The 26029-nt window shown below is 52.6% G+C and carries 15 protein-coding genes; 10 read left to right on the top strand and 5 right to left on the bottom strand.

The window, feature by feature from the left end:
- The first annotated feature begins 99 nt into the window (after window positions 1–99).
- From SH248x_RS18440 to speA, 10 genes are all read left to right on the top strand, one after another.
- Window positions 100–1806, top strand: a complete 1707-nt coding sequence (locus tag SH248x_RS18440; protein ID WP_459555782.1) for a GspE/PulE family protein — start codon at window positions 100–102, stop codon at window positions 1804–1806.
- Between the two features lie 156 nt (window positions 1807–1962).
- Entirely contained in the window at window positions 1963–3216 is a 1254-nt protein-coding gene (locus tag SH248x_RS18435) for a type II secretion system F family protein (RefSeq protein WP_459555781.1), read from the top strand.
- 108 nt (window positions 3217–3324) lie between these two features.
- A complete protein-coding gene (locus tag SH248x_RS18430) occupies window positions 3325–4302 on the top strand; it encodes a type II secretion system protein (protein ID WP_459555779.1) in 978 nt (325 codons plus the stop codon).
- A gap of 46 nt (window positions 4303–4348) precedes the next feature.
- Window positions 4349–5329 (top strand): prepilin-type N-terminal cleavage/methylation domain-containing protein, encoded by a 981-nt coding sequence (locus tag SH248x_RS18425; RefSeq protein ID WP_459555778.1) that lies wholly within the window; start codon window positions 4349–4351, stop codon window positions 5327–5329.
- Window positions 5329–6723 carry a pilus assembly FimT family protein gene (locus tag SH248x_RS18420; RefSeq protein WP_459555777.1) on the top strand — a complete coding sequence of 465 codons (1395 nt, stop codon included), beginning with the start codon at window positions 5329–5331 and terminating at the stop codon, window positions 6721–6723. Before SH248x_RS18425 ends, SH248x_RS18420 begins: the two co-directional genes overlap by 1 nt.
- Entirely contained in the window at window positions 6720–8105 is a 1386-nt protein-coding gene (locus tag SH248x_RS18415) for a type IV pilus modification PilV family protein (RefSeq protein ID WP_459555776.1), read from the top strand. The genes SH248x_RS18420 and SH248x_RS18415 overlap by 4 nt, the downstream gene beginning before the upstream one ends.
- The gene (locus SH248x_RS18410; RefSeq protein WP_459555775.1) at window positions 8102–10270 is read left to right on the top strand and encodes a PilW family protein; all 2169 of its coding nucleotides are present in this window, start codon (window positions 8102–8104) and stop codon (window positions 10268–10270) included. The genes SH248x_RS18415 and SH248x_RS18410 overlap by 4 nt, the downstream gene beginning before the upstream one ends.
- Window positions 10271–10460: 190 nt before the next feature.
- A complete protein-coding gene (locus tag SH248x_RS18405; RefSeq protein WP_459555773.1) occupies window positions 10461–15950 on the top strand; it encodes a hypothetical protein in 5490 nt (1829 codons plus the stop codon).
- 303 nt (window positions 15951–16253) lie between these two features.
- Window positions 16254–17417 (top strand): DUF1559 family PulG-like putative transporter, encoded by a 1164-nt coding sequence (locus SH248x_RS18400; RefSeq protein ID WP_459555772.1) that lies wholly within the window; start codon window positions 16254–16256, stop codon window positions 17415–17417.
- A gap of 280 nt (window positions 17418–17697) precedes the next feature.
- Complete coding sequence (gene speA, locus SH248x_RS18395; protein ID WP_459555771.1) at window positions 17698–19617, top strand: arginine decarboxylase; 1920 nt, start codon at window positions 17698–17700, stop codon at window positions 19615–19617.
- 76 nt (window positions 19618–19693) lie between these two features.
- Here speA and SH248x_RS18390 read toward each other — a convergent pair whose 3' ends face one another.
- The 5 genes from SH248x_RS18390 to rarD form a co-directional block, all read right to left on the bottom strand.
- Window positions 19694–20716: a DUF1559 family PulG-like putative transporter gene (locus SH248x_RS18390; protein ID WP_459555770.1), complete on the bottom strand. Its 1023-nt coding sequence runs from the start codon at window positions 20714–20716 to the stop codon at window positions 19694–19696.
- Between the two features lie 31 nt (window positions 20717–20747).
- Window positions 20748–21230 carry a peroxiredoxin gene (gene bcp, locus SH248x_RS18385; RefSeq protein ID WP_459555769.1) on the bottom strand — a complete coding sequence of 161 codons (483 nt, stop codon included), beginning with the start codon at window positions 21228–21230 and terminating at the stop codon, window positions 20748–20750.
- A gap of 250 nt (window positions 21231–21480) precedes the next feature.
- On the bottom strand, window positions 21481–22698 hold the full coding sequence (gene tatC, locus SH248x_RS18380; RefSeq protein ID WP_459555768.1) for a twin-arginine translocase subunit TatC: 1218 nt from the start codon (window positions 22696–22698) through the stop codon (window positions 21481–21483).
- A gap of 230 nt (window positions 22699–22928) precedes the next feature.
- Window positions 22929–24665: an RDD family protein gene (locus SH248x_RS18375; RefSeq protein WP_459555767.1), complete on the bottom strand. Its 1737-nt coding sequence runs from the start codon at window positions 24663–24665 to the stop codon at window positions 22929–22931.
- 248 nt (window positions 24666–24913) lie between these two features.
- On the bottom strand, window positions 24914–25852 hold the full coding sequence (gene rarD, locus SH248x_RS18370; protein ID WP_459555766.1) for an EamA family transporter: 939 nt from the start codon (window positions 25850–25852) through the stop codon (window positions 24914–24916).
- Window positions 25853–26029: the final 177 nt, after the last annotated feature.

Raw genomic sequence — 26029 nt, 5'->3', positions numbered from 1 at the left:
GCGGGCTCACGTCATACAAACCAGTCATCAGTCATTTCTTAAACCCTGTGGTGTAGACCCGGGCGGAATTCATCCGCCCTTCCAGGAACGGTTGAAACGATGGCCAAAATGCGGCTTGGCAAGATTCTCGTTGAGCTTGGTTATCTGACGGATGACCAACTGTGGGACGTTCTGGAAGAACAGAAGCAGTCTCCCGGTCAGCTCATCGGCCAGGTCGCGATCCGTATGGGTCTTGTGACGGATGCCCAGGTTACCGAAGGACTCGCTGAGCAGCACGGGATGCCCGTCGTCAAGCTGCTCGATACGAACATTCCGCCCAAGGTCCTCGAAATGGTCCCGCAGACCATGGCGAGTATCTACAAGATCGTTCCGATCTCCCTGAAAGACGGGGTCATGACGGTCGCGATGGCGGACCCGAACAACGTCGCGGCTCTTGATGATCTGCGAAACTTCCTGGGTGTCGATGTGCGTGGTGCCGTTTCGACGCTGGAAGACGTCGAGAGGAAGATCGAGCAGATCTACGCCAACACGGATGACAGCATCGAAGAAGTCATCAACTCGATGGCAGATGCCTACGGGAGTGATGACAAGAAAAAAGCGCACGACATCGGCGACATGGAAGCGATGGCTGACGCGGCTCCGATTCGCAAGCTGCTGAACATGGTTCTGCTGCTGGCGATCAAGGATCAGGCGAGCGACATTCACTTCGAACCATTTGAAGATGAGTTCAAAATCCGCGTCAAAGCAGACGGCGTGTTGTACGAAATGGTTCCTCCGCCTCGACACCTGGCCAATGCGATCGTCAGCCGGATCAAGGTCATGTCGGATCTTGATATCGCTGAGCGTCGTCTGCCTCAGGACGGTCGGATCGAGCTCAACGTCGGCGGTAACCCTGTCGACTTGCGGGTCTCCGTCCTGCCGACAATGCATGGCGAGTCTGTCGTCATGCGGGTTCTCGACCGTACCGTCATCCAGCTGGATCTCAATAAGATCGGGATGGACCCGTCGATCCTGGCCAAGTTCCGACGGATGCTCAAACTGCCTAACGGTATTGTGCTCGTGACGGGGCCAACGGGGTCTGGCAAGACGACGACTCTGTACTCTGCTCTCAACGAGCTGAATGATATTGAGACCAAGGTCATCACGACCGAGGACCCGATTGAATACGACATTGACGGCCTGATCCAGGTCCCCGTCAATTCCGACATTGATGTCACGTTCGCGAACGTGCTGCGTGCCATCCTGCGTCATGATCCGGACAAAATCCTGATCGGCGAGATTCGCGACCTGGAAACGGCCCAGATCGCTGTTCAAAGCGCACTGACTGGTCACCTGGTGTTCTCAACACTGCACACGAACGATGCCCCTTCTGCCATCACACGGATGCGGGATATGGGTGTGCCGAGCTTCTTGATCACCGCGACCGTGATGGGCATTCAGGCTCAGCGACTCGTGCGAAAGATCTGCACCGAATGTCGAACCGACTTCAATCCCTCTGACGAACTGCTGCTCGAGCTCCAACTGCCTGTCGAGCAGGCCCGTCAGTACAGCTTCTACTACGGTCGTGGCTGCGAGCGATGCAACAACTCCGGTTACAAAGGGCGAACGGGGATTTACGAGCTGCTCGAAGTCAGCGACGACATCCGCGACCTGGTTTCGAACAACTCGTCCGTCGATGAAATCCGCAATATGGCCCGCAGCCAGGGGATGACCACCCTGCGTGAATCGGGCTTGAAGCTGATCTTCGATGGCGTCAGCACGATCGATGAGGTCGTGCGTGAGACCGTCATGGAAGACGGCGATTAAGAGAATATTGACGAAGAGAAGATCGACGCTGTGCCTGGTTTCATACAGGACACAGCGAAAACACATCATAGATTCATTTTTACGGACCATTATCTCGGATCGATTCCATCCTGATCCTGGAACCTGGCCCTGGGCCTGAAGACGGAGATACGCGGCATGCCAACATACATGTACGAAGCCATGGATAACACCGGGCTCGAGGTCAAGGAAACGATCGATGCGACTTCGGAAGCCGAAGCCCAGTCGAAGATCCGTGAGAAAGGCTTTTTCGTCACCAAGATTCAGGAAAAGACGAAAGCCGCCAAGAAGAAGAAAGACAAGAACGCACCCGCGAAAGTTCAAACTCCTCAGAAAAAGAAGACTTTTGCCCTCGGGAAAGTCAAAGCCAAGCAGTTGTGTACGTTCACGCGTCAGCTGTCGACGCTGCAGGATGCCGGTCTGCCGATTCTGCGGAGTCTTCGCATTCTGGAAGGTCAGTCTAAACCAGGGCCTTTGAAGAACTCGCTCATCGGGGTCATTGATGACGTCGAGTCGGGAAACACGCTGTCAGAAGCGATGGCCAAACAGCCCAAAGCCTTCGACAACCTGTACGTCAACATGGTGAAAGCCGGTGAGGCGGGGGGAGCTCTTGAAGTCATTCTCCAGCGTCTGGCCGAGTTCAAAGAAAAAGCTCAGTCGCTGAAACGAAAAGTTCAAGGGGCCATGATTTACCCGGTTGCGGTCCTTTCGGTCGCGACGTTGATCGTGGGCTTCATCATGGTGTTCATCATTCCGAAGTTCAAAGAAATCTTTGCGGACTTCGGCGTCGAACTGCCTCAGATGACGATGGCGCTGATTGCCTGTTCGGACTTCGTTGCCCGTTACTTCTATCTGTTCCCGCTGATTCCGCTGGTCGGGTGGATCTGTATCAAGATTATCCGGAAGAACAAAACCGGGTCTTGGATACTTGACTGGCTGTTGCTGAAGATTCCGATCATGGGACAGATCCTCAAGAAGTCAACGACATCGCGGACCTGTCGAACATTAGGAACATTGATCGCCTCAGGGGTACCGATCCTGGAGGCGCTTTCGATCTCGAGAGACACCGCCGGAAATGCGGTCTTCAAAGATGCGTTCGATCACATCTATGCCGCCATCCGCGAAGGGGAATCGATGGCGACTCCTCTGCGCGAGACGAAGATCGTCGACGACATGGTCGTCAACATGGTCGACGTCGGCGAAGAGACGGGAGCCCTCGATACGATGCTCTACAAAGTGGCTGACGTGTACGACGAAGAAGTTGAAGTTCTCGTCGAATCGCTGATCAGCATGCTCGAACCGATCATGGTCGTCGTGCTCGGTTTGATCGTCGGATTTATTGTCATCGCGTTGTTCCTTCCCCTCGTGAAGCTGCTCAACGACCTGTCGTAAGTCATTTCAAAACCCCCGCCCTCCGTCGTTCCCGGCGGAGGGCGACATCGGGCCACCGATTCCAAGTCCACACTCACTTCCAGCCCCTCTATCAGAAGGCTGATGATCATGTTCCAGACAAACCGAATCCAGAACATCCCGTCTACGCATTCCCGAGTAGGTTTTACGCTCGTGGAACTGCTGGTGACGATCAGTATTATTGCTGTACTCGCGTCGCTGTTGTTGGCGGGCGTTTCAGCTGCTCGGAGCTCGGCGATTAATGCCAGCGTGAAGAGCGAACTGTCAGCGCTCGAGTCCGCATTGGAAAGCTTTCGTGCGGAGTTTGGAACCTACCCGCCAAGCAAGATCATACTGTATGAACAGGCCGCAGACTGGGATCCTCGCAGTAAATCGTTGATTCGATCGATGTGGCCGAAGTATGACTTCTCGGATCGACCCGCTGGCAAAAGTATCTTCGATGATAACGGCAACGGGGATTTAACTGACGATCCCGTTGATGATTCATACGAGCTTTCGGCAGCCGAATGTCTTGTCTTCTTTCTGGCTGGCCCGATCAAAAACGTCGGGACAGTGAGTGCTCCAATTTATCAGCCATTGGGGTTTTCAGCGAATCCTGCTGATCCGTTCGATCGGTCGAGTCAGAATCGTAAGAAGAACTTCTTTGAATTCGATACGGCACGTTTTATTGAAGGAGAGGCCACGCCGGACGGTTTTCCTGCCTATCTGGACAAGTACCCAGGCCAGTCGAAACCAATTGCGTACTTCAGCTCTTATGAAGGTGCAGGATACGAACCATCGGAAGCCGTCGAAGCTGGTATGAAGGATGTCTACCGACAAGCATGGACATTCGATGCCTCACTCGTGTTTTCTCCCTCCCGTTATCCGAATACGCCATGGAAAGAAAAGACCTTCCAGCTCATCTCGCCAGGACGTGATGCTGAATACGGACAGGGTGGCTACTACCGGGAAGGATTCGTGAAACCAACCATTGATCCGGCCATCGGGACGGAATGGGACACATTCATCAACGGACGAACCAATGACGTTGATAACCTGACCAACTTTGCCAGCGGTCAACTCAAATAGTTTCGTTTTCTCGTTGCACTTCACGTCTTTCGACAGGCGGAATCCTATGATCTCCAACTCATCTACATCGCAACGCCAATCGACGGCCGGCTTCTCGCTCATCGAGTTGATGGTCGCGATTAGTATTATGGCCATTCTGGCTGGAATCATCGGCGGTGCTCTGTTTCGCATGAGTACTGTCGCCAAAGTCCGTGCCACACAGACGACGATTCAGAAGATCGACGCCGTTCTCAAGCAGCGTCAAAAAGCAGTCGCCCGGACTTCAGTTGCTCAGTCCTCCTCGACCGCCCTGGCGAATATGACGTCTGATAACATTCGAGCCTATAAGGAAGAATTCCGACGCTGGTTTCCTCAACTGCCAGGAGAAGCCCCGCAGCTTGATCCGGAGAAATACAACCTTCCTGGTGAGATTCTCTATGCCACGATCTCGAAAGGGGCCACGATCGGCAGTGATGAAGTTCAGGGAGCAGAGTTCAATGCCAGCGAACTGGGGGATGTCGATAACGACGGGCTGCCTGAGATCATTGATTCCTGGGGAAATCCAATTCAGTTCTATCGCTGGCCAACGCGATTAATTCGGCCTGATGGTGGCTTAACAGACACCAATGCCAAGGGCATCCTGACCTTGATCATGACGAACATACCGACCAGCGATCTCTTGAATCGCGATCCTGACAATCCACTTGATCTGGACATGCGATTCAAGACTCGTGGAGGCGGCGTGATGACTCTTGACCAACTCGAAATGGCCTATCACACGATGCACCACCGTGATGCGACCTCTGGCGTTGAAGACATGAAAGGGACGTATCACATGCTCTTAGTAATTTCTCCCGGACCAGATGGGGATACGGGTTTGGAGCCACTCGTTGACACAGATGGAAACGGGATTTTTGAAGACACTGAGTTGTCGGATTATCGGACTCGACGCGGGCATCTTGCGAAGCCTCGTGCGGAAGTTTTTGCTGATCCGCTCAATAGCGTTATGAACGACAATATCACCAATCTCAACATTGAGGTGAAGTGATGAGAAAAACACAACGTCAACAAATGGTCCCTGGGAATCGACGTGGCTTTACGCTCATCGAACTCCTGGTCACGATCAGTATCTTTATCATTCTTCTGGCGATCACGGCTTCGGCGTTCAACGTCGGCCAGGATCGTGAGAAGATCACTGGTGCTGCTCGTCAGATCCAGTCAGCAGTGGAAGGAGCGCGCAGCCGGGCGTTCAAGCTACAGCGACCGATCGGCCTGCGCTTCAACATCGACCCCAGTGATCCGACGGTCAGCCCGTCGATGATTTATGTGCAACAGCTGGAGCCAATTACTGGGACGCTGGATGTTGGCGGACCGTCCCTGACTCCAACAGATACCCCTGACGAGTATGGATTTAGTGAAATCCAGATCCGAACTGTTGATCAGCTACCGGATGCACCAAATGGTGATGTCGCTCCTAAAGATGGTTATTACGACACAACATTTGCCCATGGCGATTTAAATGTTTTGGTCAACGCAGTAAAACAAGGCTTGATTACGCCAGGCGTTACGATTCGCATTCGCGGAGGTAGCACTGACTACGGCGAATATACGATTATTTCGCATCCCGTCAGGTTCTGCTATCCATCCTCGACACCAATAGATATGGCTGTAGATGACGTCTTCAATCCTGGTGACGGTCGTTTCTTTATTTTCCCTCGGTTCCGCAGCCCAGGAAGCCCAAAAACGACCGTTGATTACACAAACACTCGTGGCAAAGTCATTCAGAGCCTCGACTTTGAAATCATTCCCGCCGCCATCCCTCTCCAGAATGAAGAGCCACTAGTCTTCCCACAGGGTGTCGTCATCGATTGGGATAGTTCGCGTTATCCACGCGAGTGGTCCAAGATCACGTCTGCTCAGATTTGGGAACCAAGTGTGAAATACTCTGTTGGTCAGTGGCTGCGGAGTGGAAACTACTACTTGAAGTGCGTCGATTTTGGTACTTCAAGTGCCAGCGGCACCGGCCCTGTTGCAACCAACGAAAATGAAATCATTCAGGACGGAACTGTCTACTGGCGATCATATAACTCGCCGCAGCTGGATCTGATGTTCTCGCCGCGCGGGAGTGCGATTGGTTCAGTCTCCACCAATGGATTGATTCACTTTGGCCTGGCTTATCGTCGGGATACCGACATTCAGACGGTCGACACAACGAAGAAGATCGCATTGAATTCGGTCTTTGACGTGCGTAAGCAGCCCGATGGCAAATATTTCTTCAAGGGTGAGCATCGGATCTGTACTCTGTTTTTGCAATCGGGAGCAGTGATTACAAACGAGCCTGACTTTACTGATGTGATTATCAACGCAACGGGAGTGAGTGGTTCGGACGAGATCGCCGACAATCCCTTCCAATCTGCCCTCGACGGAGGAGAGTCCAAATGAAGCCGGTTCTCTCCACTCCTGAACAGCGCACGGGTGCAACGCTCATCGAAGTCCTGATGGCGCTGATGATCATGTCGATCGGCGTCGTCTCAGTGGCAACGTTGTTTCCTCTGGCCCTCAAGCGAGCCGTCCAGGCGACCCAATTAACCAACTCGCAGATCCTGCGCGAGCAGGTGATTGAGATGCTGAAGGTCCACCCGGAACTCATTCCGATCAATGACAGGTTTGTGCATGACTATAGTGTCCCTAAGGTTGCCGGCGTGACTCCAAGAGCACTTTTTCCTTATGGTCCGAATGTGCCGTTGACGCTGTGGCGAGATATTGAAGTCGTTCGAATTGTAGACCCACTGGGCATGTATGAGTACGGTGACAGTGCGACTGCGGGAACCGTCGGGGTCATGGATTCAAATGACGACTTCTCCTACCCGAAGTTTGCCTCAGTTCCCGCAGACAAGATCAACCCTCGCCCTGCTTTCGCTCCCGGCTTCGCGAATCCAAGTATTCCTGTTCGTATCGGCGGCAGTTGGAACAGGGAACAGGCGTTTTCCCGTGTCCCGTTACGTGACAGTTGGGTGACAGATCAGGAAACAACATTCATTCCGACTGCCCAGCCGAATTTGTCAGTCATCGAACACCCGCCCCAGCTGGAAAATCTGTTTGATGATCTGGGCAGTCGTCTGGCGACCTCGGAACTGCGTGTCCTGGTTTTGGATAGCGATGCAAAGACTGCTCAACTCCGCGGTATCACGTCCATCGACGACGCCACAAATCGAATTACGCTCGATCGCCCGTTGCCAAACAATGGACGTTACAACGCTGTTTCTCAGGTTCGTATCCAGGAATTCGAGCAACGATACACCTGGATGCTGACCACTCGCACGACCCTGATTGGTACCGAAGAAGTTCGTACACACATTGATCTGGCGATTTTCTTCCGTCGAGATTTTTCGCCCGCTTCTGAGACTCCGCACAAACTTCTCTATCTCGACGCTCAGGCCATCAAGCCAGGGCGGATTCGACAGGACCAACGTAAGTTCCCCTATATCATTTTGGATCCGACTACACCTGCCACGACTCTTGGTTCCGGCGACTGGATCTTTGATTATCGCCGGGCGAACTGGTTCCAGATTCGTCAGATTCTCTCAGAAGGGATCGTGACAAATGCACTCGTCACGCAATCGGCTAATGACGGAATTAAAGCAGCGGACCAGGACAAGCGCATCTATCAGGTCGAACTGAGTGACTTTGATCAAAGTCATGAAGAAGGGCTCGATACGAATGCAGATGGAGAAGATATCAACAGCCTGAAGATCACGTTGCCACGGGGCGTCATGCAAGTTTATGACCTTGGCAATACGACACAGAAACTGGACGTGCAATGATGAAGAATCACGAAACACTCTCGCTGCCAGTGCGATCTCGATCGGGCTTTACGCTGCTGGAAATGCTGATTTCCGTCGGGCTTCTCCTGATGATTATCAGCATCTTCGGCCAGATCTTCTCGATCGCGACGACCACCATCCGCAAGCAGCGCGGGATTGGCGTCAACGATCAGAAAGCGCGTACGATCGATGTGATCGTTCGTGGCGACTTGAGCAACATCTCGTACAAGCCGATCCCTGGTGAAGAAGGCATTACGCCGATGATCGGGGATTTCATTGCGGACAATGCGCTCCCTCTCCCCTTCAATGAAAACGATGCCCAACTTGCCTTCGATGGAACGGTCGGGCCTCATCCCAACATGCAGGGGTATGTCTACATTTCGGAGAATGACCCCAACAACGATACGGACGATGTTTTCCAGTTTACGACACAGGTCTCCGTTGATAACGAACCCTACTATGTGAAAGCCACCGCGATCAACTCGTGGACGACATCGGTCACGGGAAACGATCACCCTGACTTTGATGACAACATCCTTGATAATGAGACCTCTGTCTCACGTCAGGCAGAGATCGTTTACTACATGCGAAATGGGAATCTGTATCGTCGCGTGATGGCCGTTCGCGCCCCAGGCTTCGATCTCAATAACGATCAACAGCCAACACGTATTGTGCCCGGATCTCCGCCGACGACAGAAGACCTGTTCGCGAATCTTTATCCAGCCGCTAACAACTTCTATAACGACTTCGATTTCTCAGGACGTTTCGATCCTTCCGGGCATGTGAAGTTCAACACGATGGCGGACCTTTCCGATCCTCGCAATCGGTTTGGGCATTATCTCGGGGCAGGCGGGACTTTGCAGGATGGGACAGCGGTCACCCAGGGTTTCGCTAGGGAATTCATTGGGTCAGGGACCGGTTCACGATTCTTTGGGCGGTATACGCACGAGGAGACTTCGGACGTCAGCTTCAAGTATCCCCAGGGTGTACTCCCTCCCGGCAATGCGTCCGTGCATCCGATGCTCAGAACGTACAATGGTCCTCAGGTTGCAGCCTATGAGGCCAGCGGGCGATTGAACAGTGTTTATCCGGGACCGCGCGTTGGTGAAGACATTCTCATGAGCAATGTTCTCAGCTTTGATGTCAAAGTCTGGGACGATGCGCTGGGACAGTTCATGGATCTCGGTCACGGGATTTATAACCCAGCCAGAACGCAATTGATTGAGACCGAAGATATTCACGAGGCAATTCAAGCTGGTGGTGATGGCGTCGCAGATGGCGACTATGCCTACTTTCAGTTCGATTCCAATGACACCGGTAATGCTCTTCTGCCATCCAGTGACATGGATCCTGTGCTGGGCAACAAACTTTATGGCGATCCTCATTCCACTGTCATCAATAACAACGCAGGCTCGCGTCACTTTACGTTTGACACGTGGAGCAACATGCTGCCCATTGGAAGCAACGTCGGTGAGAATATCCCCTCGCACCCAGGAGCTTCTGATGCGGTGTCCTCCAATAACGCTTCTTCACAGGCGCCCATTCGACCATTGAAATATCCGGTATACCGATTGCCATCGGCAACAGGACTTCCCTTCGGAGCGGAAGACCCAACCCGATGGACCAAAGATCCGACAACGTTAACTAATTTGGACCTTGCCATTCGAAGCACTCACGCTGTCCGCTGGCAACGGGATCTCTATATTAAAGCGGGCGATGTCGTCGTGCCTTCTTATAACACTGAGTACACAGACGGTTCAGACCCTGCGAATCCTAAACTTTTCACCCATAAGTATCTCGCTGATACTCATCGCGACATCATCGCATTTCGCGCCAAGAGAATCATTCAAGCTGCAGGCGGCAACGGATATGTGAGAACAATAAACGGCAACGAACCCTTCTGGAATCAAATTGGCGGATACATTGCAACGATCGATCCCTCGATCATGCCACCGGCTAACAATGTCGTCGCTGCCTCGCCGATCACTGTCAACTACCAGGTCAGCAATCCGACCACGCAATTTGAAACTGGCACTGGCGGTACGATTGAGTGGGAGAAAATTCTCAACATTCAGCCGCTCAAAGCCGTCAAACTGACGATTCAGTTTCGCGATGTTGGTAGCGATCAGGTACGTCAGCTGACGCTCGTTCATGCATTCAAGTAATCGCCTCCCTCAAGTCACATCGTTAGACAACTCACCTCCTCCGCAAAGCGGGCTGTTTTGTTGGTGGATATCAGACATGAAATCAAATCTTTACACTGCAATGTCGACAAGTCCTCTTGTGAAGAGCGACGTCTCCCGGACACCAGAGTCTGCCGAATCAGCGGCGGTCCCGCGTCATGGGGGAGCCGTCATGTTGATGGTCATCTCTTTGTTGACGGCGCTCGCGTTCCTGGGGTTCTTCTTCTTCGCGTTTGTCTCGGCAGACCGAGATTCTGCATCCTGGTTCTCGTCGCAGCTTCAAGTGGCGCGACAGGATGAGGATCCTTATTTTGACTTCGCGCTGGAGCAGTTGATTCTCGGCCCGAAGCAGGAATATACCAACAGCGCACTTTACGGTGGCAAGCATGCCCTCGTCCCCAACATGATCGGCAACCTGGATATTTTTGACGCTGCCGGCGAGTTCGATTTCAATAGCGATACAGTTATCGATCCGTGGGAAGATCTCAACGGCAATGGCGCACTGGATCCCCCTGGATCAAGAAATGGAGACAGCCAGCAGGTGACTGATCTGCATCCATATAACGGACGAGGAGTCAGGCTGGTTTATGACATGGATGCCAACGGTCACCCCGTGGATATTGATGGCGATGGCCTGATCGATAATCTTGGCTTCGATTATGATGGTGATGGAATCGACGACACTCTTGTGATGAACTATTCCGCTGGTGCAAATGCCTGGACCGGTCGCATTCTTCAAGACGCACATACGTTAATGTCGCCAGATGTTGATTACACGTATCCGGACATCAACAATACTTATCTCGCCCACATGACTTGGGTGCCAGTTCAAAATGGTGGCGAGATTTATAAACCTGTGTGGATCCCTTCTTTTCACCGCCCACAATATCTTCAGGAGTGGCGACAAGGGACAACTGTGACAAATCCCTGGGAGTATGGCCCTTATTTGTCAAAAGTCCTCCACCCTCACAGAGGGCAAGCCGCCAGCTATTGGGACACCCAAGGTGATGCCGATCCGAGTAACGATCAAGTCGTCAAAGTTGGGCCTCGTTTCACTGGATCTTCGTTCTTCATCGCTCCCCAAGAAGGGATCTGGAAAGATCTGAACACAGATCGATTCGATGATTATGAGTATGACATCGACGCTGATGGCGATGGCGTCAAAGAAGCAATTTACGTCGACTTGGATTATCCCGTCGAAACGTTTGATGGAATCGACTTCATTCCAGTTTTCGGTTTTACCGTTTTGGATTCAGAAGGACTAATTAATCTCAACGCGACTGGCAATCTCAATCACATTAAAGAGGATATCGTTAACAATGTGAATGCCCCAACTCTCTTACCCCGAACAATTATTGGGAACGTCTCGCTTGCGAATGATCACTTTTTCTCCGCCTCTAACCAAGCTTATTCGACATTTGAAATTAATCCTGCCCGTGCCCTGTTTGCCACACCGGATCGACATAATCCTTCCGCCTCACCATTAGCAGATGTCTTCGCTCCGTACTACGGGATGTTCGGGACGCCGATGTCTGCTTCATCGACTGTCTTCCAACTGGCCAACTATGATCTGTTCCGCATGATTGCAGGCGCCCCTAAATTTACCCGGGATGACCAGATTATCGCGAAGGATGTAGACCCGGGACGATACGGCGAGGGAACTAATCTGGCCTACGATCTTTATGGCCAAGGAAATCTTGAAACAAAAGTCCCCTTTCCGACAGGGCCTTTGAATGCAACGACTCGAGAGTATCTGTTCAGCAACATTTTTTCACAAGCTGGTGGCACCCGTTCTCCGAATCCAGATGCGTCTGCCTATACGTCTCTTGATGACGACAACGATCGACTAACCGGTGCAGGCCAAGGTCAGCTGGCGTCATCGATTTTCAACGGGCTTTCTTCGCCACCTTCGGTCCATCCTGTGGATGTCCTTGGTATCGGGAATGTGTTGGATCTTGAATATGGTCAATACGGTACGTCAGGAGCCACACGAAGACTTTTTGAAGATACGACACTACGCGCTCAACCGCTTTTCACGGATGCAACGAAGACGATTAAAAATCCCTCCATCTGGCCACACTATCAAGGTACCTGGCAAGGTATTGGGCTGATCGAGCCTTACACCATTACGCCGTGGTCGATAATGGACACGGCCATTGAAGATGATCCCCGATTTGACGATATCCAGAATATTGAGGGATTGATCCAGGGAACGTCAACAAGGCTGCTCTTCAATGAAGATGACGAGATCACGCTTGAACCTGACTTCCTTGATCAGTCGCGAGACTCCGTCTTTTCTGTCGCTGAGATGGAAGGACTCCATTTCGCAGATGGGGACTACAATCGACCTGAGCTAGCCGTTGTCTCGCGTTTGCGTAAGTTACTGTCATTCAACTTTGAAGACTATGAAGAAGATACGAGCAATGATTTTGATGGTGCAGCAGCCATTCGCAAGCAGTTCACAACAGTCGGCTGGGACCGACGTGAATTCTCTTTCTTTCCCATCTCACCGACACCGGTCTATTACGATCACGACGGCGATCCAATAACGCCAGCTGTACTTTGGATGAACCGCAGCTGGGAATTTAACCTGGACATTGCGAATCCTGCTTATTCAACAAGGCAAACGTCACCCACTGACACGAACAGGGACTATCGAGGGAAATTCCCGCCAGCATTCGGTTTGACATTATCCCAAAGAACCATGAGCGGAACGGCGACGTATCCTGCTGCACTTCCTTTCGGAAATGAAGATCCTTTCCGCGCGACGACTCGACGTTGGCTTGGGATAGAACAAGGAAGAACCGACTTTACGAATCCACTTCCTCAAAGAAAACTTCTTACTGGCCAGGTTTTGGACTACGACACAGAGAAGCAACAAATCCGTTTCCGTCCTCTGACGCCACATCCTGTGTTCCAAGCTGGAGATGCAAACAGCGAATTAGTTTTGCTCGAGCACGGGAATGCTGCAGAGCAGAATCCAGCCTTACTAACCTACCAATATGCAGACATCGGTTTTAATACAACCTCAAGTCGTCTGGCTCAGGAATGGTGGGCTCGCTATGACCGGCAACGCATGGCCCGAGACATTTATGTTCTTCTTTATACGATGTGCGGCCCCGACGATTTGAATCCCACAGTGGATGCTTACGGCACGGATGCAGGTGCGGTTGATCTTGATGGCGATGCTATTGATGATCGAGTCAAAAAGATGGCTCAATTTGCCGTGAACTTTGTCGACTTCATCGATCCGGACGACTGTATTACAAGATTTGAATACGACACCGATTTGTCGGACGGTTGGCAGTTCGATCCGCTGACGATCAATACGCCCAATGAAACGAGTCGAGTTGTTTATGGCGTTGAAGCGCAAAGCCTGACGTTTAGTGAAGCCCAGTGGATCTTTCAGTTAAATAAAGATACCCCAGGCAACAATAATTTTTCTTATGACGATGACATGGAAGATCGTCACTATTTGTTTATGGAACTTTGCAATGCGCTCCCTAAGTACGTTGATCTTCGTAACGGCAGTTGGCGAATTCGTCGACTGAAGGTATTAAAAAACAACACACCTGGCACTGAAGTGGAAGAACGACGTCTGTATTTCGCAGCGGGTAATCTAACCTCGGATACAGGTCGATACGAGCAAGTCGCTCCGGGCGGGCTCTACACCATTGGTACACATGACAGTACGAAGGTGGCTACTTCTGACTCGAAAGTGATTTCATCTGCATATCGCGCTATATATGATGCAGCTGCTACAACACTGTATAAGCTCGTTTCGCCTGTGCGTACATGGAATGGAGCTGCAGACGCCGGCGTTGCAGATGCAAACACGGGTGCCGCTTCCGTCTGTCACCTTGACCTGGCACACGGTACTTCCGGTTCCGTTGATCATAGAAATCAGTTTGTTGTCACAAACCCAGCAAACGACGACTTGTCCGCTACTGCGGGACCAAACGGTAAGTTCTTTAACCCAGGCGATGGTTTTTTTGGCCCCCGATCTGATGCTATAGCCGATGAGGCCGTTGTTACGTTCGTCCTGGAGCGTCGTCAAAATCTGAATCATGCCTATTCCCCGACAGCAGGTCGGTCAGATACGACTGCTGGAGGTGGCGGCGGCAATGTCGGTGACTACGGAGATGGAAACGACGGATGGATCGCCGACGATAGCCATGCCTGGAATGAGTGGGTCGAAGTGGATCGCATGAGCGTCACGAGAGGCCTGGTGGATATGGATCCGGACCCAACAACAGCTGATGCCATGCAGGACAAGGTCAAAAGCCTTCGCAGCATGGAACGACGTGAACCACTCTACGCTTCGCATGCCCCCGTGCCATCTGCTCCGGGAAATCTTGGTGAGACCATCCATCCCGCTGCAGCCGCGAGTGGAGTAACTGCACCAGACCAGCAGGCAAATACAATTGGCGACGTCAACTTCAATACACCAGGATTAGTCGGAAATAAGGCCTTCACTACGTGGCAGCCACATTTCGATCGTGACATGACTTCTGTCATGGAAGCCGCCTCTGTACCGCTGTTTGGACCAACTCCCCTTACCGAGCCCATTACTTCAAACTGGATTGGTGGCACCAGTCACGCCATGGTAACGCCGATCCACGATCCGGCTCCAGATATTGCTGGGAAGCTGTCTGATCTGAATATCGCGTCCCGCTGGTTCTTCAATCCCAAAGGATTGCCTAACGAGGATGGAATTGCGGCGTTCAATGTTCCTCAGAACCGGTGGTATCGACTGTTCGAGTTCTTTGAAGTTGAACCGAAAATCCATCAATCGATTACGAATCTACTCTCTATTTCACGGACCCCAGGTCGCATCAACCTCAACACAACCAGGGCATTAACAGGCCCTGGAACACATCCAACGATCACCACCGCGCATCCTCAAGCTGGTTATCTCTCGGGACTCGCAGCCCTCATTGATGACGAAAGTCATCTCTCAATGACCGATTTCAACCTGATCGATTCACTGGAAAATACTCGAGACTGGGGTAAGCAATTCCGCATTGCACGCGACGGATACGATCCACTCTGGCGATTTAATTCGAGCGTCAATATTTCGCTTCCAGGTTCTGTGGGCTCAAAGCCATTCCGCTCGCTTGGTTTTCTGGATTCTAACCCTCCGATGACAGGTGGAAGTTATATCCCATCCGACGAAAGCATTGAACATACGATATTACGCAGAATGCCTTTCGATGCATTTTCTGATGCCAATCTAGCGGTCGACGATAATGCCAATGCGGATACTCATCTTCGACGACCACTCTTTGAAGCGAGAACATACGATGATTTCAGCTCAACTGATCAAGTTTTCGGTGACAACGTCGATTACCACACGCGCAACCGATTGCTGGCAAAGATTGATAACAACTCAACAACCGTAAGTAACGTGTTCTATGTTTTCATTGCATTAGATTTTTTCCGCGCTGCTCCGGCGGGTGCGGGCGGTGAGAGTTGGTCGATTGGCGAGAAGTTGACTGACGATACGTCGCTGTCTGCGGAAGCTCAGGAGAAATTCAAAAAACGCCGTGGCTTCTTTGTTGTGGATCGCAGTTTGCTTGAGAAAGCGTATGACCCGACGACGGGACGCATTGACTTCCGTAAGTTGATTCTTCACCGTCGAAAACTTGAACCCTACAATTGATCAAACTCCTGAATTTTTCAGGACTTGAGGAAAATTCTCCCGCTCAGTTTTTCGTTCAAACGTAATACTGTTTATGGGAACTGGGGCAAAAGAAACTGTTGCGAAATTGCACACATTCTGGCATTTGTGTGATTCTGCTGCAGGTAAGGTGCTTCGAAGTCGTCTCCGCTCATTCCGATAAGAGCAGAGGAGACAGCGAAAATTGGTGGAAATGCCAGAAATTACCAGTCACGCAGTTGGATTCATTGTCCAGCGGTCGCAAAATACACATCAGTTCTTATTTCACTCAGGGGAGAAGTTTCCATGTCACAAGTCGTTATGAAAGCCGGACGCGGGCAAGCTCAGCTGCGTCGTAAAGGGTTTACCCTCATCGAGCTGCTGGTCGTTATCTCGATCATCGCGCTGCTCGCTTCACTGATTCTCCCCGGTGTTCAGGCTGCTCGTGCCTCGGCACGTCGGATTCAGTGCGTCAATAACCTGCGGAACGTTTCACTGGCTGTGATGAACTTTGCGTCTCAGAACGCCGACAGACTGCCCGCTCTGGAAGGCGATTCCAGCTACAGAACAAATGTCCCGTCGACTATTCAACTCGGCTGGCCCGCTGCGATTCTTCCGCTCATGGACCAAGCAGCCTTGTCTCGCGAACTGCTCGAACGCGTTGACGATGGCTCCACGGCTGTTAACTCAGCACAGTGGCTGCGCAATACCTATGTGGCTGGCTATGCATGTCCAGACGATGCGAGTGCCTGGAAAGTCGGCGGCGGATTGAGCTACGTCGGAAACGCCGGGTATGGTTCTGCAACCACCTGGAGCAGAAGTCCTGAATCAGTCGGAACAGATCCAGACTGGCGTGCGAATCGAGTCAACTGGCATGGCGCTGCAGGCCAAGCAGAAACATCCAGCACCGATGTTGCGATTTCGTTTGCAACAGGGGTCTTCTGGGCGACTCCAACGTCTCGTCCAGTTGGCAGCAGTGCTTTCCGGATGTCTTTGGACTATATCTCCAACGGCGACGGACAAACTCAAACGATGATGTTGTCTGAAAACCTTGATGCACAGAACTGGTCTTCTCGGCAGATGGGCGATATCGCCTTCGGGATTGGCTTCGATCTTGCTAACGACGAAACCGGTGCTCCTACTGCTGTTGACGCCAGTACAAGTGGAGTTGGAACAACGACCACTCCTTCCGACTCTACCGCATTGGCATTGAGTTCCAATTTTACCTTCAATGAAGGAGCTACCGGTCTTGCGAAAGGCCGAATTGGTGCCACCGACGCGACGTATACAGAAGGACGTGCTCCAAGACCATCTTCAAATCACACCGGGGGAAATGTTAACGTGGCCTGGTGCGATGGACACGTTTCAACACTTTCGCCAAACATGGACCAGTCGGTGTATGCTCGCCTGCTGACTCCAAACGGTGTCCGATACGGTCAGTTGATCACTTCTCAGTCTGACTTCGAGTAATCGAAGTTGGAGCATTGCTCCAGAATTGTCTGCCTTCTCCCCACCCCGAGTGCGAACACTCGGGGTTTTTTATTGGAATGACGAAAGACCGGCGTTTGCGAATTCTGCGTGAATCAGCTGCCTGCGGTCTTCACTTGTGCCAGAAACTTGGCAAAATATGCGGTTCGCGCGAGACTCGCCGGTTCGTCGGTTTTTCGAGATCGTCGCGTGTCTGGAAATGAAAACACAGGGGGTTGATACCCCCCGCTCGCCTTCAGAAGCGAGTTAGGGAGATGCCTTGATGATTGATGACAGTCGTTCGTTTTCGACGTTCGATGCTGCTGAGCTTTACGACGTCCCTCGCTGGGGCAAAGGCTATTTCTCCGTCGGTGAGAATGGCAATCTTCTCTGTCATCCCGACCGCAATCCCGATCGTAAGATCGACATGAAAGAACTGATCGACCGCCTGCAGGCTCGCGGTCTGGATCTGCCGATCCTGCTTCGCTTCAACGGTATTCTCAAAGATCGCCTGAAAGAACTCCACGATTGCTTCGCTAAGGCGATCGCTGACCATGATTACAAAGGCAAATACGCCTGTGTCTATCCGATCAAGGTCAACCAGCAGCGACACGTCGTTGACAAGATCGTTGAATACGGCCGCGAGTTCGGGTTCGGTCTGGAAGCAGGCAGTAAGCCAGAGCTTCTGGCGGTGATTGCGATTGCAGATCGCAGCATGCCGATCATCTGCAACGGCTTCAAAGATGACGAGTTCATCGAGATGGCGTTGCTGGCTCAGAAGATCGGGCGCAACGTCATTCCGGTCGTTGAGAAGTACACCGAGCTGCAACTCATCTTAAAGTACGCCGAGAAGATTGGCGTACGTCCGCAGATCGGGATGCGGGTCAAACTCGCCGCCAAGGGCTCCGGGCGGTGGCAGGCCTCGGGGGGTTATCGTTCGAAGTTCGGACTGACGGTCGGCGAGATTCTGCAGGGGATGCAGGAACTCGAGTCACGCGGGATGGCGGATTGCTTCAAGCTGCTGCACTTCCACCTGGGCAGTCAGATCACCAACATCCGTCAGGTCAAAGGGGCGATCAACGAAGCGGTTCGCGTTTACGCTGACCTCTATAAGAAGGGCGCGGGCCTGGAATACATCGATGTCGGCGGCGGACTGGGCGTCGACTACGATGGCTCGCAGACGAACTTCGAATCGAGCATGAACTACACGTGGCAGGAGTATGCCAACGACGTCGTCTATCACGTCCAGCAGGTCTGCGAAGAAATGCAGATTCCGCATCCGAATATCATTTCGGAAAGCGGCCGGGCGATCGCAGCCTTCCACAGTGCGCTCATCTTCGGAACCCTCGGCGTGGCCAGCCAGGGGGATGACATCGCGGTCCCGCAGTCGATTCCGGAAGATAACGAACAGCCGCTTCACGATCTGTTCATGGCCTATCAGGAAGCGACTCCGCGAAACGTTCTCGAAACGTATCACGACGCCCAGCAGGCGCTTGAAACGACAATGAACCTGTTTACGACAGGTTACCTGCCTCTCGAGCAGCGAGTTAAGGCAGAGAACCTGTACTTCTCGCTGTGCCACAAGATTCGCAAGCATCTCAAGGAAATCGATTACGTTCCTGAGGAGCTTCAGACGCTCGACCGGATGCTGGCTGAGACGTACTTCTGTAACTTCTCGCTGTTCCAGTCGATGCCGGATAGCTGGGCGATTAACCAGCTGTTCCCGATCATGCCGATTCACCGCCTTGGCGAGCGTCCAACACGTCACGCTGTCCTGAGCGACATCACCTGCGACTCAGATGGCAAGGTCGACGCCTTCATCGACCGTCGAGACGTCAAGCGAACTCTCGAACTGCATCCTTATGACGGCTCACACTATTACCTGGGAGCCTTCCTGATCGGTGCTTACCAGGAAATTCTGGGCGACCTCCACAACCTCTTCGGCGACACCAACGCTGTTCACATTGACCTTGATGAACATGGTGACGTCGTCCTCGATTCGATCGTCAACGGAGACACCGTCAGCGAAGTTCTGCATTACGTGCAGTTCAACCGCAGCGACCTTGTCGACCGACTCCAGGGCAGCATCGAAGTCGCCGTCAAAGAAGGCCGCATCAGCAACCAGCAGGCGGGACGCTTCATCAAGTTCTATGAGGACGGCCTGAACGGTTACACTTATCTCGAAGATCCCAGCGAAGATTAATCATCTTCTGTGAAAAGCAAATAAAAAGGACGAAGCACCGCAAGATGCTTCGTCCTTTTTTCATTTGAAGTCACAATCAGAACTCGCCGAGGACTTCGCTGCGGGAGATTGTCCCCAGTCCTTGATACAAGCCGAAATCAATGCTCTCTGAAATGCCGCGGACTGAGCCGTCGCCTAACCCGAAGTTGGAATAGCCGCGGTGTGGGGCGGAGACATCTCGATCATCGCTATTGGGATTGTTCGGCGTGTGACCGGTCTGGAATAAGACCATGTGGCCGTGATCGTCATCTGCTTCTTCGGCGTCTCTTACGGCACCGGCCCATGTTGTTTCATACTCGAAGTGATTGCCGTGGACGCCAGCACTTCGGAAAGGGCCGTTTTCTCGCTCGCCCAGAAGCAAGGTGTTTGACAAGCCATCCGTCACATCGCCAAATCGCGTTCGGCTGTTTCGGCTGAACATTCCCAGACGCTGGTCCTGAGTTTCATCAAGATCGGGTGTTCCGAAGCTCGCGACGTAACTTGCCATCGCATACTTCTCTGGGGTCGTTCCCATTTTTACGTGGCTGTCGTGGGAGACGGTATCGCTGGGGCACAGGAACGACTGCAGATGCTTTTCGCGTGGGATGATGTTGGCGTCATCATAGATTGGCAGACTCCAGTTGAACTGATCATAGAGGGCTGCCTGCTCGATGAATGGCAGAATCATGGCCCCCCAGGAGGCTCCCAGGCGATTGGCGACGGGGGGAGTTCCAGGGGCTGGAGCGTAATAGTAGCCGGCAGGAAAGACAGAGTGCGTGTCGTGGTAGTTATGAAGCGTCAGGCCGAGTTGTTTCATGTTGTTGCGACATGATGTTCGTCGGGCTGCTTCGCGAGCCTGTTGAACTGCGGGAAGCAGAATCGCAACGAGGACCGCAATAATTGCAATCACAACCAGGAGCTCAATCAACGTAAAGGCGTGGCGCTTCATGGGGAGGGCTTTCGAAAGGCAGGCGACGGAGTGGTCTGACCAGTCTACCGTCGCTGATGTTTTCGTCAATCTCGCGATGAACAAAAAAGGCTCCCGGCAGCCCGGAGCATGCTTGCTCAAAGCCGCAAGCATGGCACAACTCCTCCCCAATAGTCAGCGGTCTCTACGTCAGCTCCGCCAGTTTCTCTTTGACCGCGGCGACGTGGCCTTCGACTTTCACCTTGGGCCAGATGGCGGCAATCTTCCCGTCTTTGCCGATCAGGAACGTGGTTCGCTCGACGCCCATCGACTTCTTGCCGTACATATTCTTTTCTTTCCACACGCCGTATTTTTCGCAGATGGCATGATCTTCATCCGCCAGGAGCGGGAACGAGAGTTCGAACTTCTCGGCGAACTTTTTGTGCGAATCGACAGTATCGGTACTCACGCCAAGGACGACTGTGTCGGCTTTGTTCAGGCTGGCGATGTTGTCTCGAAAGTCGCAGGCTTCAGTCGTGCATCCCGGGGTGCTGTCTCGCGGATAGAAGTACAGAATGACGTTCTTTTCGCCGGCGAACTGCGACAGCTTGATCTTTCCTTCCGGAAAGGCGGGGAGCGTAAATGCAGGGGCTTTCTGGCCGACTTTCAGCGTGACGGGCTCTGACATGGGTGATCCTCAAGGAGATGTAAAATGGAAACAACTCGCAATTGTAGCCGGGAGGGCGAGGCTCTTTTCGAGACGCTGTCGTGCGCTGCTATGGTTCGGCAGTTCGTCGATGTTGAATCGTGTGCAGCAGATCCAAGACATTCGATGTCATCTGCGTACTCTCGCGATGCTCTTGTTTCGCAATGCAAAGTAGCGGCTCGGACGGAGCCTCGCCCTCCCGATAGAACGAACATCATCGCGTCCAACTATTCTATTGCGCGATCAAGTTCCCCTCTTCCGGAACCTTCGGCTTGCCCATCTCGCAGATGTAAATTCCGAACTCATACAGCAGCACCAGCGGAATCATCATCAGCAGCATCGAATACGGTTCCGACGGCGTCAGGATCATCGACAGGAACGCGATCACCAGGATCGACATTTTGCGGTTCTCGCGATAGGCCTTCGATTCAAAGATTCCCATACGCTCGAGAGCCAGCATGACGACAGGCAGCTCGAAGCTGATTCCAAACATGATCGGCAGCAGCAATGCAAAGGTAATCCAATCCGACAGGCGGATCATCGGTAAGACTTCCAGGGTCGTGTTGAAGCTCAGGAAGAAGTCGAGGACGAGCGGGAAGACGAGGAAGAAGCAAAACAGCGTTCCCGCCAGGAAGAGCACCAGAGAAAGCGTGCCATAAATGTACAAGTATTTTCGCTCATGCTCATACAGCCCGACCGCGATGAACATCCAGAGCTGATAGAAAATCCAGGGACTGGAGATCAGAAAACCGGCTGCCAGGGAGACTTTCAGGTAAGTCATGAAGGCTTCCTGAACGTTGAAGGTCACCGGCTTCATCCCATTACTGGCCAGTTGACGCCACATTTCGAACTCGCGGGCTTCCACCTGAAGGCCGATGACTGAATTACCGAACTGGCCAGCCGCAGGCTTGGGAAATGTCTGTGGTGAGATCTGGTGAAAGAGTTCTGCCAGATCCTGTTTGCGGATTCTTAGATCGAGATTCTTCCCTTCGAGCTTGGCCAGACTTTCTGGCAGTGGCTTCTCGATCGACCCGCTTGTGGCACCGTCAACTGTGATGCTGTCAGGTGAGACACTATCAGTCGCTACACCGTCAGTTGCAACACCGTCAACGGACTGCGCTTGGCCGTCCTGCTTCTCTTTTTCTTCGTTTGACTCGCCTTCGATGACCGGAGGCTGAGTCTTCTGCTCTTCCGTGCTGCCCCAGAAATACGTCCAGGGATCGAACGGTTTTTGAGTATCGTTTAGGTATTTGCCGTAACCATAACGAACCAGAGCCTTATCGATGGGGCTACGGATGATGCCCACCAGCTGTTCACCAAATGTCAGGCTGAGAGATGTGCCGATCGTCAGGCCGATCAACGCCAGGATCACGCGGTAGCGGAGTTCCTCGAGATGCTCACCAAAGCTCATCCGGGAATCGTCGAACAGGTCTCTTGTTTTTGGTGACATTCGTCGGTCTTCAACTGCATCGGGCGTCAACTGCGTGGGCGACAATCAGGCATCGGAGGACTCGAAGTTCACTTTCGTTATGACGAAAGTTGTTTCCACGACATGAGTCGAAACGAATCCCCCTTTTTCAAGAAAAAGGGGGATGTCCTCAAGCGATCTATCTTATGCAAACGATGCGTCGTCGAACATCACCATCCGCTGATTTCATCCGATTTCAGCGGGGACTGTGATTATTCTTCCTTTTTGCGCTTCTTGCGCGGTTTTTGAAGACGCACGAGTGTTCCGGCCATCATATCGTGAACACCACGTCCCTCTGCATCGGTAAAAATCGTGATCCAGGCGAATGGCATGAGCAGGAGGAAGACCAAAGTTCGCAGGAAGATCTTCCCGCCAGAGGCCCGATTTCCTTCTTTGTCGCAGACAAAGAGCTTCATCATCGTCTTGCCGGGGGTTCCCTGGGTGTCACCAGATTCGGCAGCCACATTGTAGATAAAGTAAACCAGCACCCAGACTCCCAGCGCGATGTAGAGAGCCAATTCCGTCTTCATCTCGGTCATCGAGCCGATAAACAACATCAACCCGACAATTGCTCCCCCCACCAGGGCCAGCACCACGATATCGACCAGCTTGGCCATGTAACGCGTGCCGAAGGGAGCAGGCGTCGACAGCTTTAAGGTGAGAATCGGTTTCTCACCAGCAACTTTCGCGACATACTTCAACTCTCCCTTCTTGTCGATGAGGTTGAGTTCTTTCTTGAAGTAATACGTGTACATCCCATTGCCGCGAGCTGCGATGATCAAGGCAAACGAATACCACAGGGTGGCACCTGCATACATCCCGAGCGGTATCAGCCAGACACTCCAGTTCAGCTTCACTCGCTCTCGGACTTCAGGTGGTGGACCATTTTTCTTATCCGTTTCCTCCGCCTTCATCTGATCAAAACGAATCCCGCGATTCATCTTGGTACCGTCAATAAACTCCTGAATCCCGTTCTGCTTGATCAGATAGCCGCCGACATTCAGGCCGATCGTCGGAATCGAGATGACGAGAACCATCAGTGTCCACATCAACGCACCGCCGATCGTCTTTGTCATCGCGGGCAGAATCGCGGTCAGCATCCAGCCTCGGTATTCGACTGGCATCGCCATATGCGACATGGCTGCAGGAAACATCGGCAAGATGATCAGCACGACGAGCGCCAGTGAACCAGCCATCGCAAACGAGACTTCCTGCTGTTGCAGCAGATATCCCATTCCACCAAAGACGACCAGAAACGGCAGCGAAAACGCAATCGCCCAGCCAATGAATTTGAATCCCATCGCCGCAGCGAGCGCGAAGTCGAACCGCCACTTCCCGATCGCCTTCTTCTTTTCCAGAGTACGGTGAATGATCATGACGAAGGAATTCCAGACCCAGCCGATCGGAATGATCAGCAGCACGACCGCGAAGAATGCGAACAGGATCTTCATCGTGAAACGGGGCATGATGTAGTACAGAAAGCCCATGTACGCTGCGAGCGGGATGCAGATCATGTACAGGCAGAACGTAAAGATCACCATGTACGGGTGACTGAATCCAAACCCGAACGAATCGGCCCACAGGCGGGAATAAAAAATTCCCTTGTCCGGTCCTTTGGGAGCCTGCATCTTCTGCAACGTCCGGCTGACCCCTTGAGTGTTCGTTCGGTCGTATTTGCAGTTCGGGCAGACTTCTTCGTCTTCCGGGAAGTCGGCGCCGCAGCTGGGGCAGATGTTGTAGCCGCTGTCTTCGACTTTCCCGAGGTCGAGATTGGCGAGGAATTCGGCGCTGTCTGATGTCGAAACAGCTTCGACCTTTTCTCGTTTCTTGGTCGCTTCAGGGACGGCGACTTTACTGCCGCAGTCGGGGCATTTGATGGCTTTGCCGCGAGCCTTATCCGGGGCGTTGATCGCTTTGCCGCATTCTCCACATTTGACGGTGACGGGCATTCGAGGCCTCGCTAAGCGATATCGCGTTGGAAGACGTGATGATGTGTTTCAGAGATTTCAAACAGCAGGCCCAACTCGCTCCCAAAGATACTTGGAGCAAGAGATTCCACGTCGTCATCCTACCCCAAGGGCAGAACTGACGACAGAATCAAAGGCAGCTTTACGTTCTCTTCATTATCAAGCCCGCGACAGAAAATTCAATCAACCCTCGTCGAAACAAGCGTTTTTGCAGACACGACCGGTTGCGATCAGGAGGCACTGATCGGTGCGACCTTCGCTGCTTTGGATGTCGCCATGTAAGAGCCGATCATGAAGATGATCAGGCTGACCCAGATAAAGCTGAACGCAATCTGCTTTTCCCACTGGAAAGGCTCGTGATACAGCTGCCAGGCGAGCAGGAACTGGATCGTGGGGGCAATGTACTGCATCATTCCCAGGGTAATGAAGCGGACCAGCTTTGTGGCGTTGATGAACAACAGCAGCGGGACCGAGGTTACCACGCCGCTGAACATGATCAGTCCGATCATCCCGGGATTTGCCTTCCAGTAGTCTGCTGTCATTGTCGGACTGTACATCAGCAGGTAACACAGAGAGACCGGCAGGATACTCATCATCTCAATCGTCAAGGCAACGACGCTGTCGACGGGCGTCAGCTTGTGAACGAGACCATACAGGCCGAATGTCACGGCGAGCGAGACCGCCAGCCATGGGAAGACTCCCCCTGCGATCGCCATGATCGCAACGCCAGTGCCCGCCAGCGAGACACAGAACATCTGAAACGGCAGCAGTCGTTCTCGCAGGAATAACATCCCCAGCAAGACGTTAAACAGCGGCAGCATGAAATAAGCCAGGCTGGACTGCATGATCTGATTGTTGAAGGTCGCGTACAGGAAGATGTACCAGTTCGTCGACAGCAGCACGGCACAAATCACGAGGTTCCGTACGGTCTTCCACGACCGGAACGCGGTGAGCAGCTGCTTGCCTTTTCCCAATCCGAGCACCAGCAGCCACAGCAGCGGCACCGACCAGACGATCCGTTGCGCCAGAACATCGAGCGGAGCAATCCCGGTCAGCAGTTTGAAGAAAAGCGGGATCAGTCCCCAGATCGTGTAAGCAGCGCATCCGTAAATGATGCCGAGATTGACGAGCTTTTTGGAAGATTTTAACGCTGCCTGATGCGATGACATGTCTGTGGGACTGGCTGCGACAGGAGCGGAAACCAAGGAACTATCAGCAGAAGAAAGACTGGACGGCAGGCTCACGAATCAGGGTTCCGATCTAGAAAGACGGACGCCAAGCCGGCGTCCGCGTGTTCTATTCTCCCTGACAATGACCTGACGGGTCAAGTTCACCTCAAAAGCGTA

The sequence above is a fragment of the Lacunimicrobium album genome (assembly GCF_052161635.1).
Lineage (GTDB): Bacteria > Planctomycetota > Planctomycetia > Planctomycetales > Planctomycetaceae > SXPC01.
The sequence above is the reverse complement of the archived record's forward strand: the minus strand, read 5'-3'. Positions and strand labels throughout refer to the sequence as shown.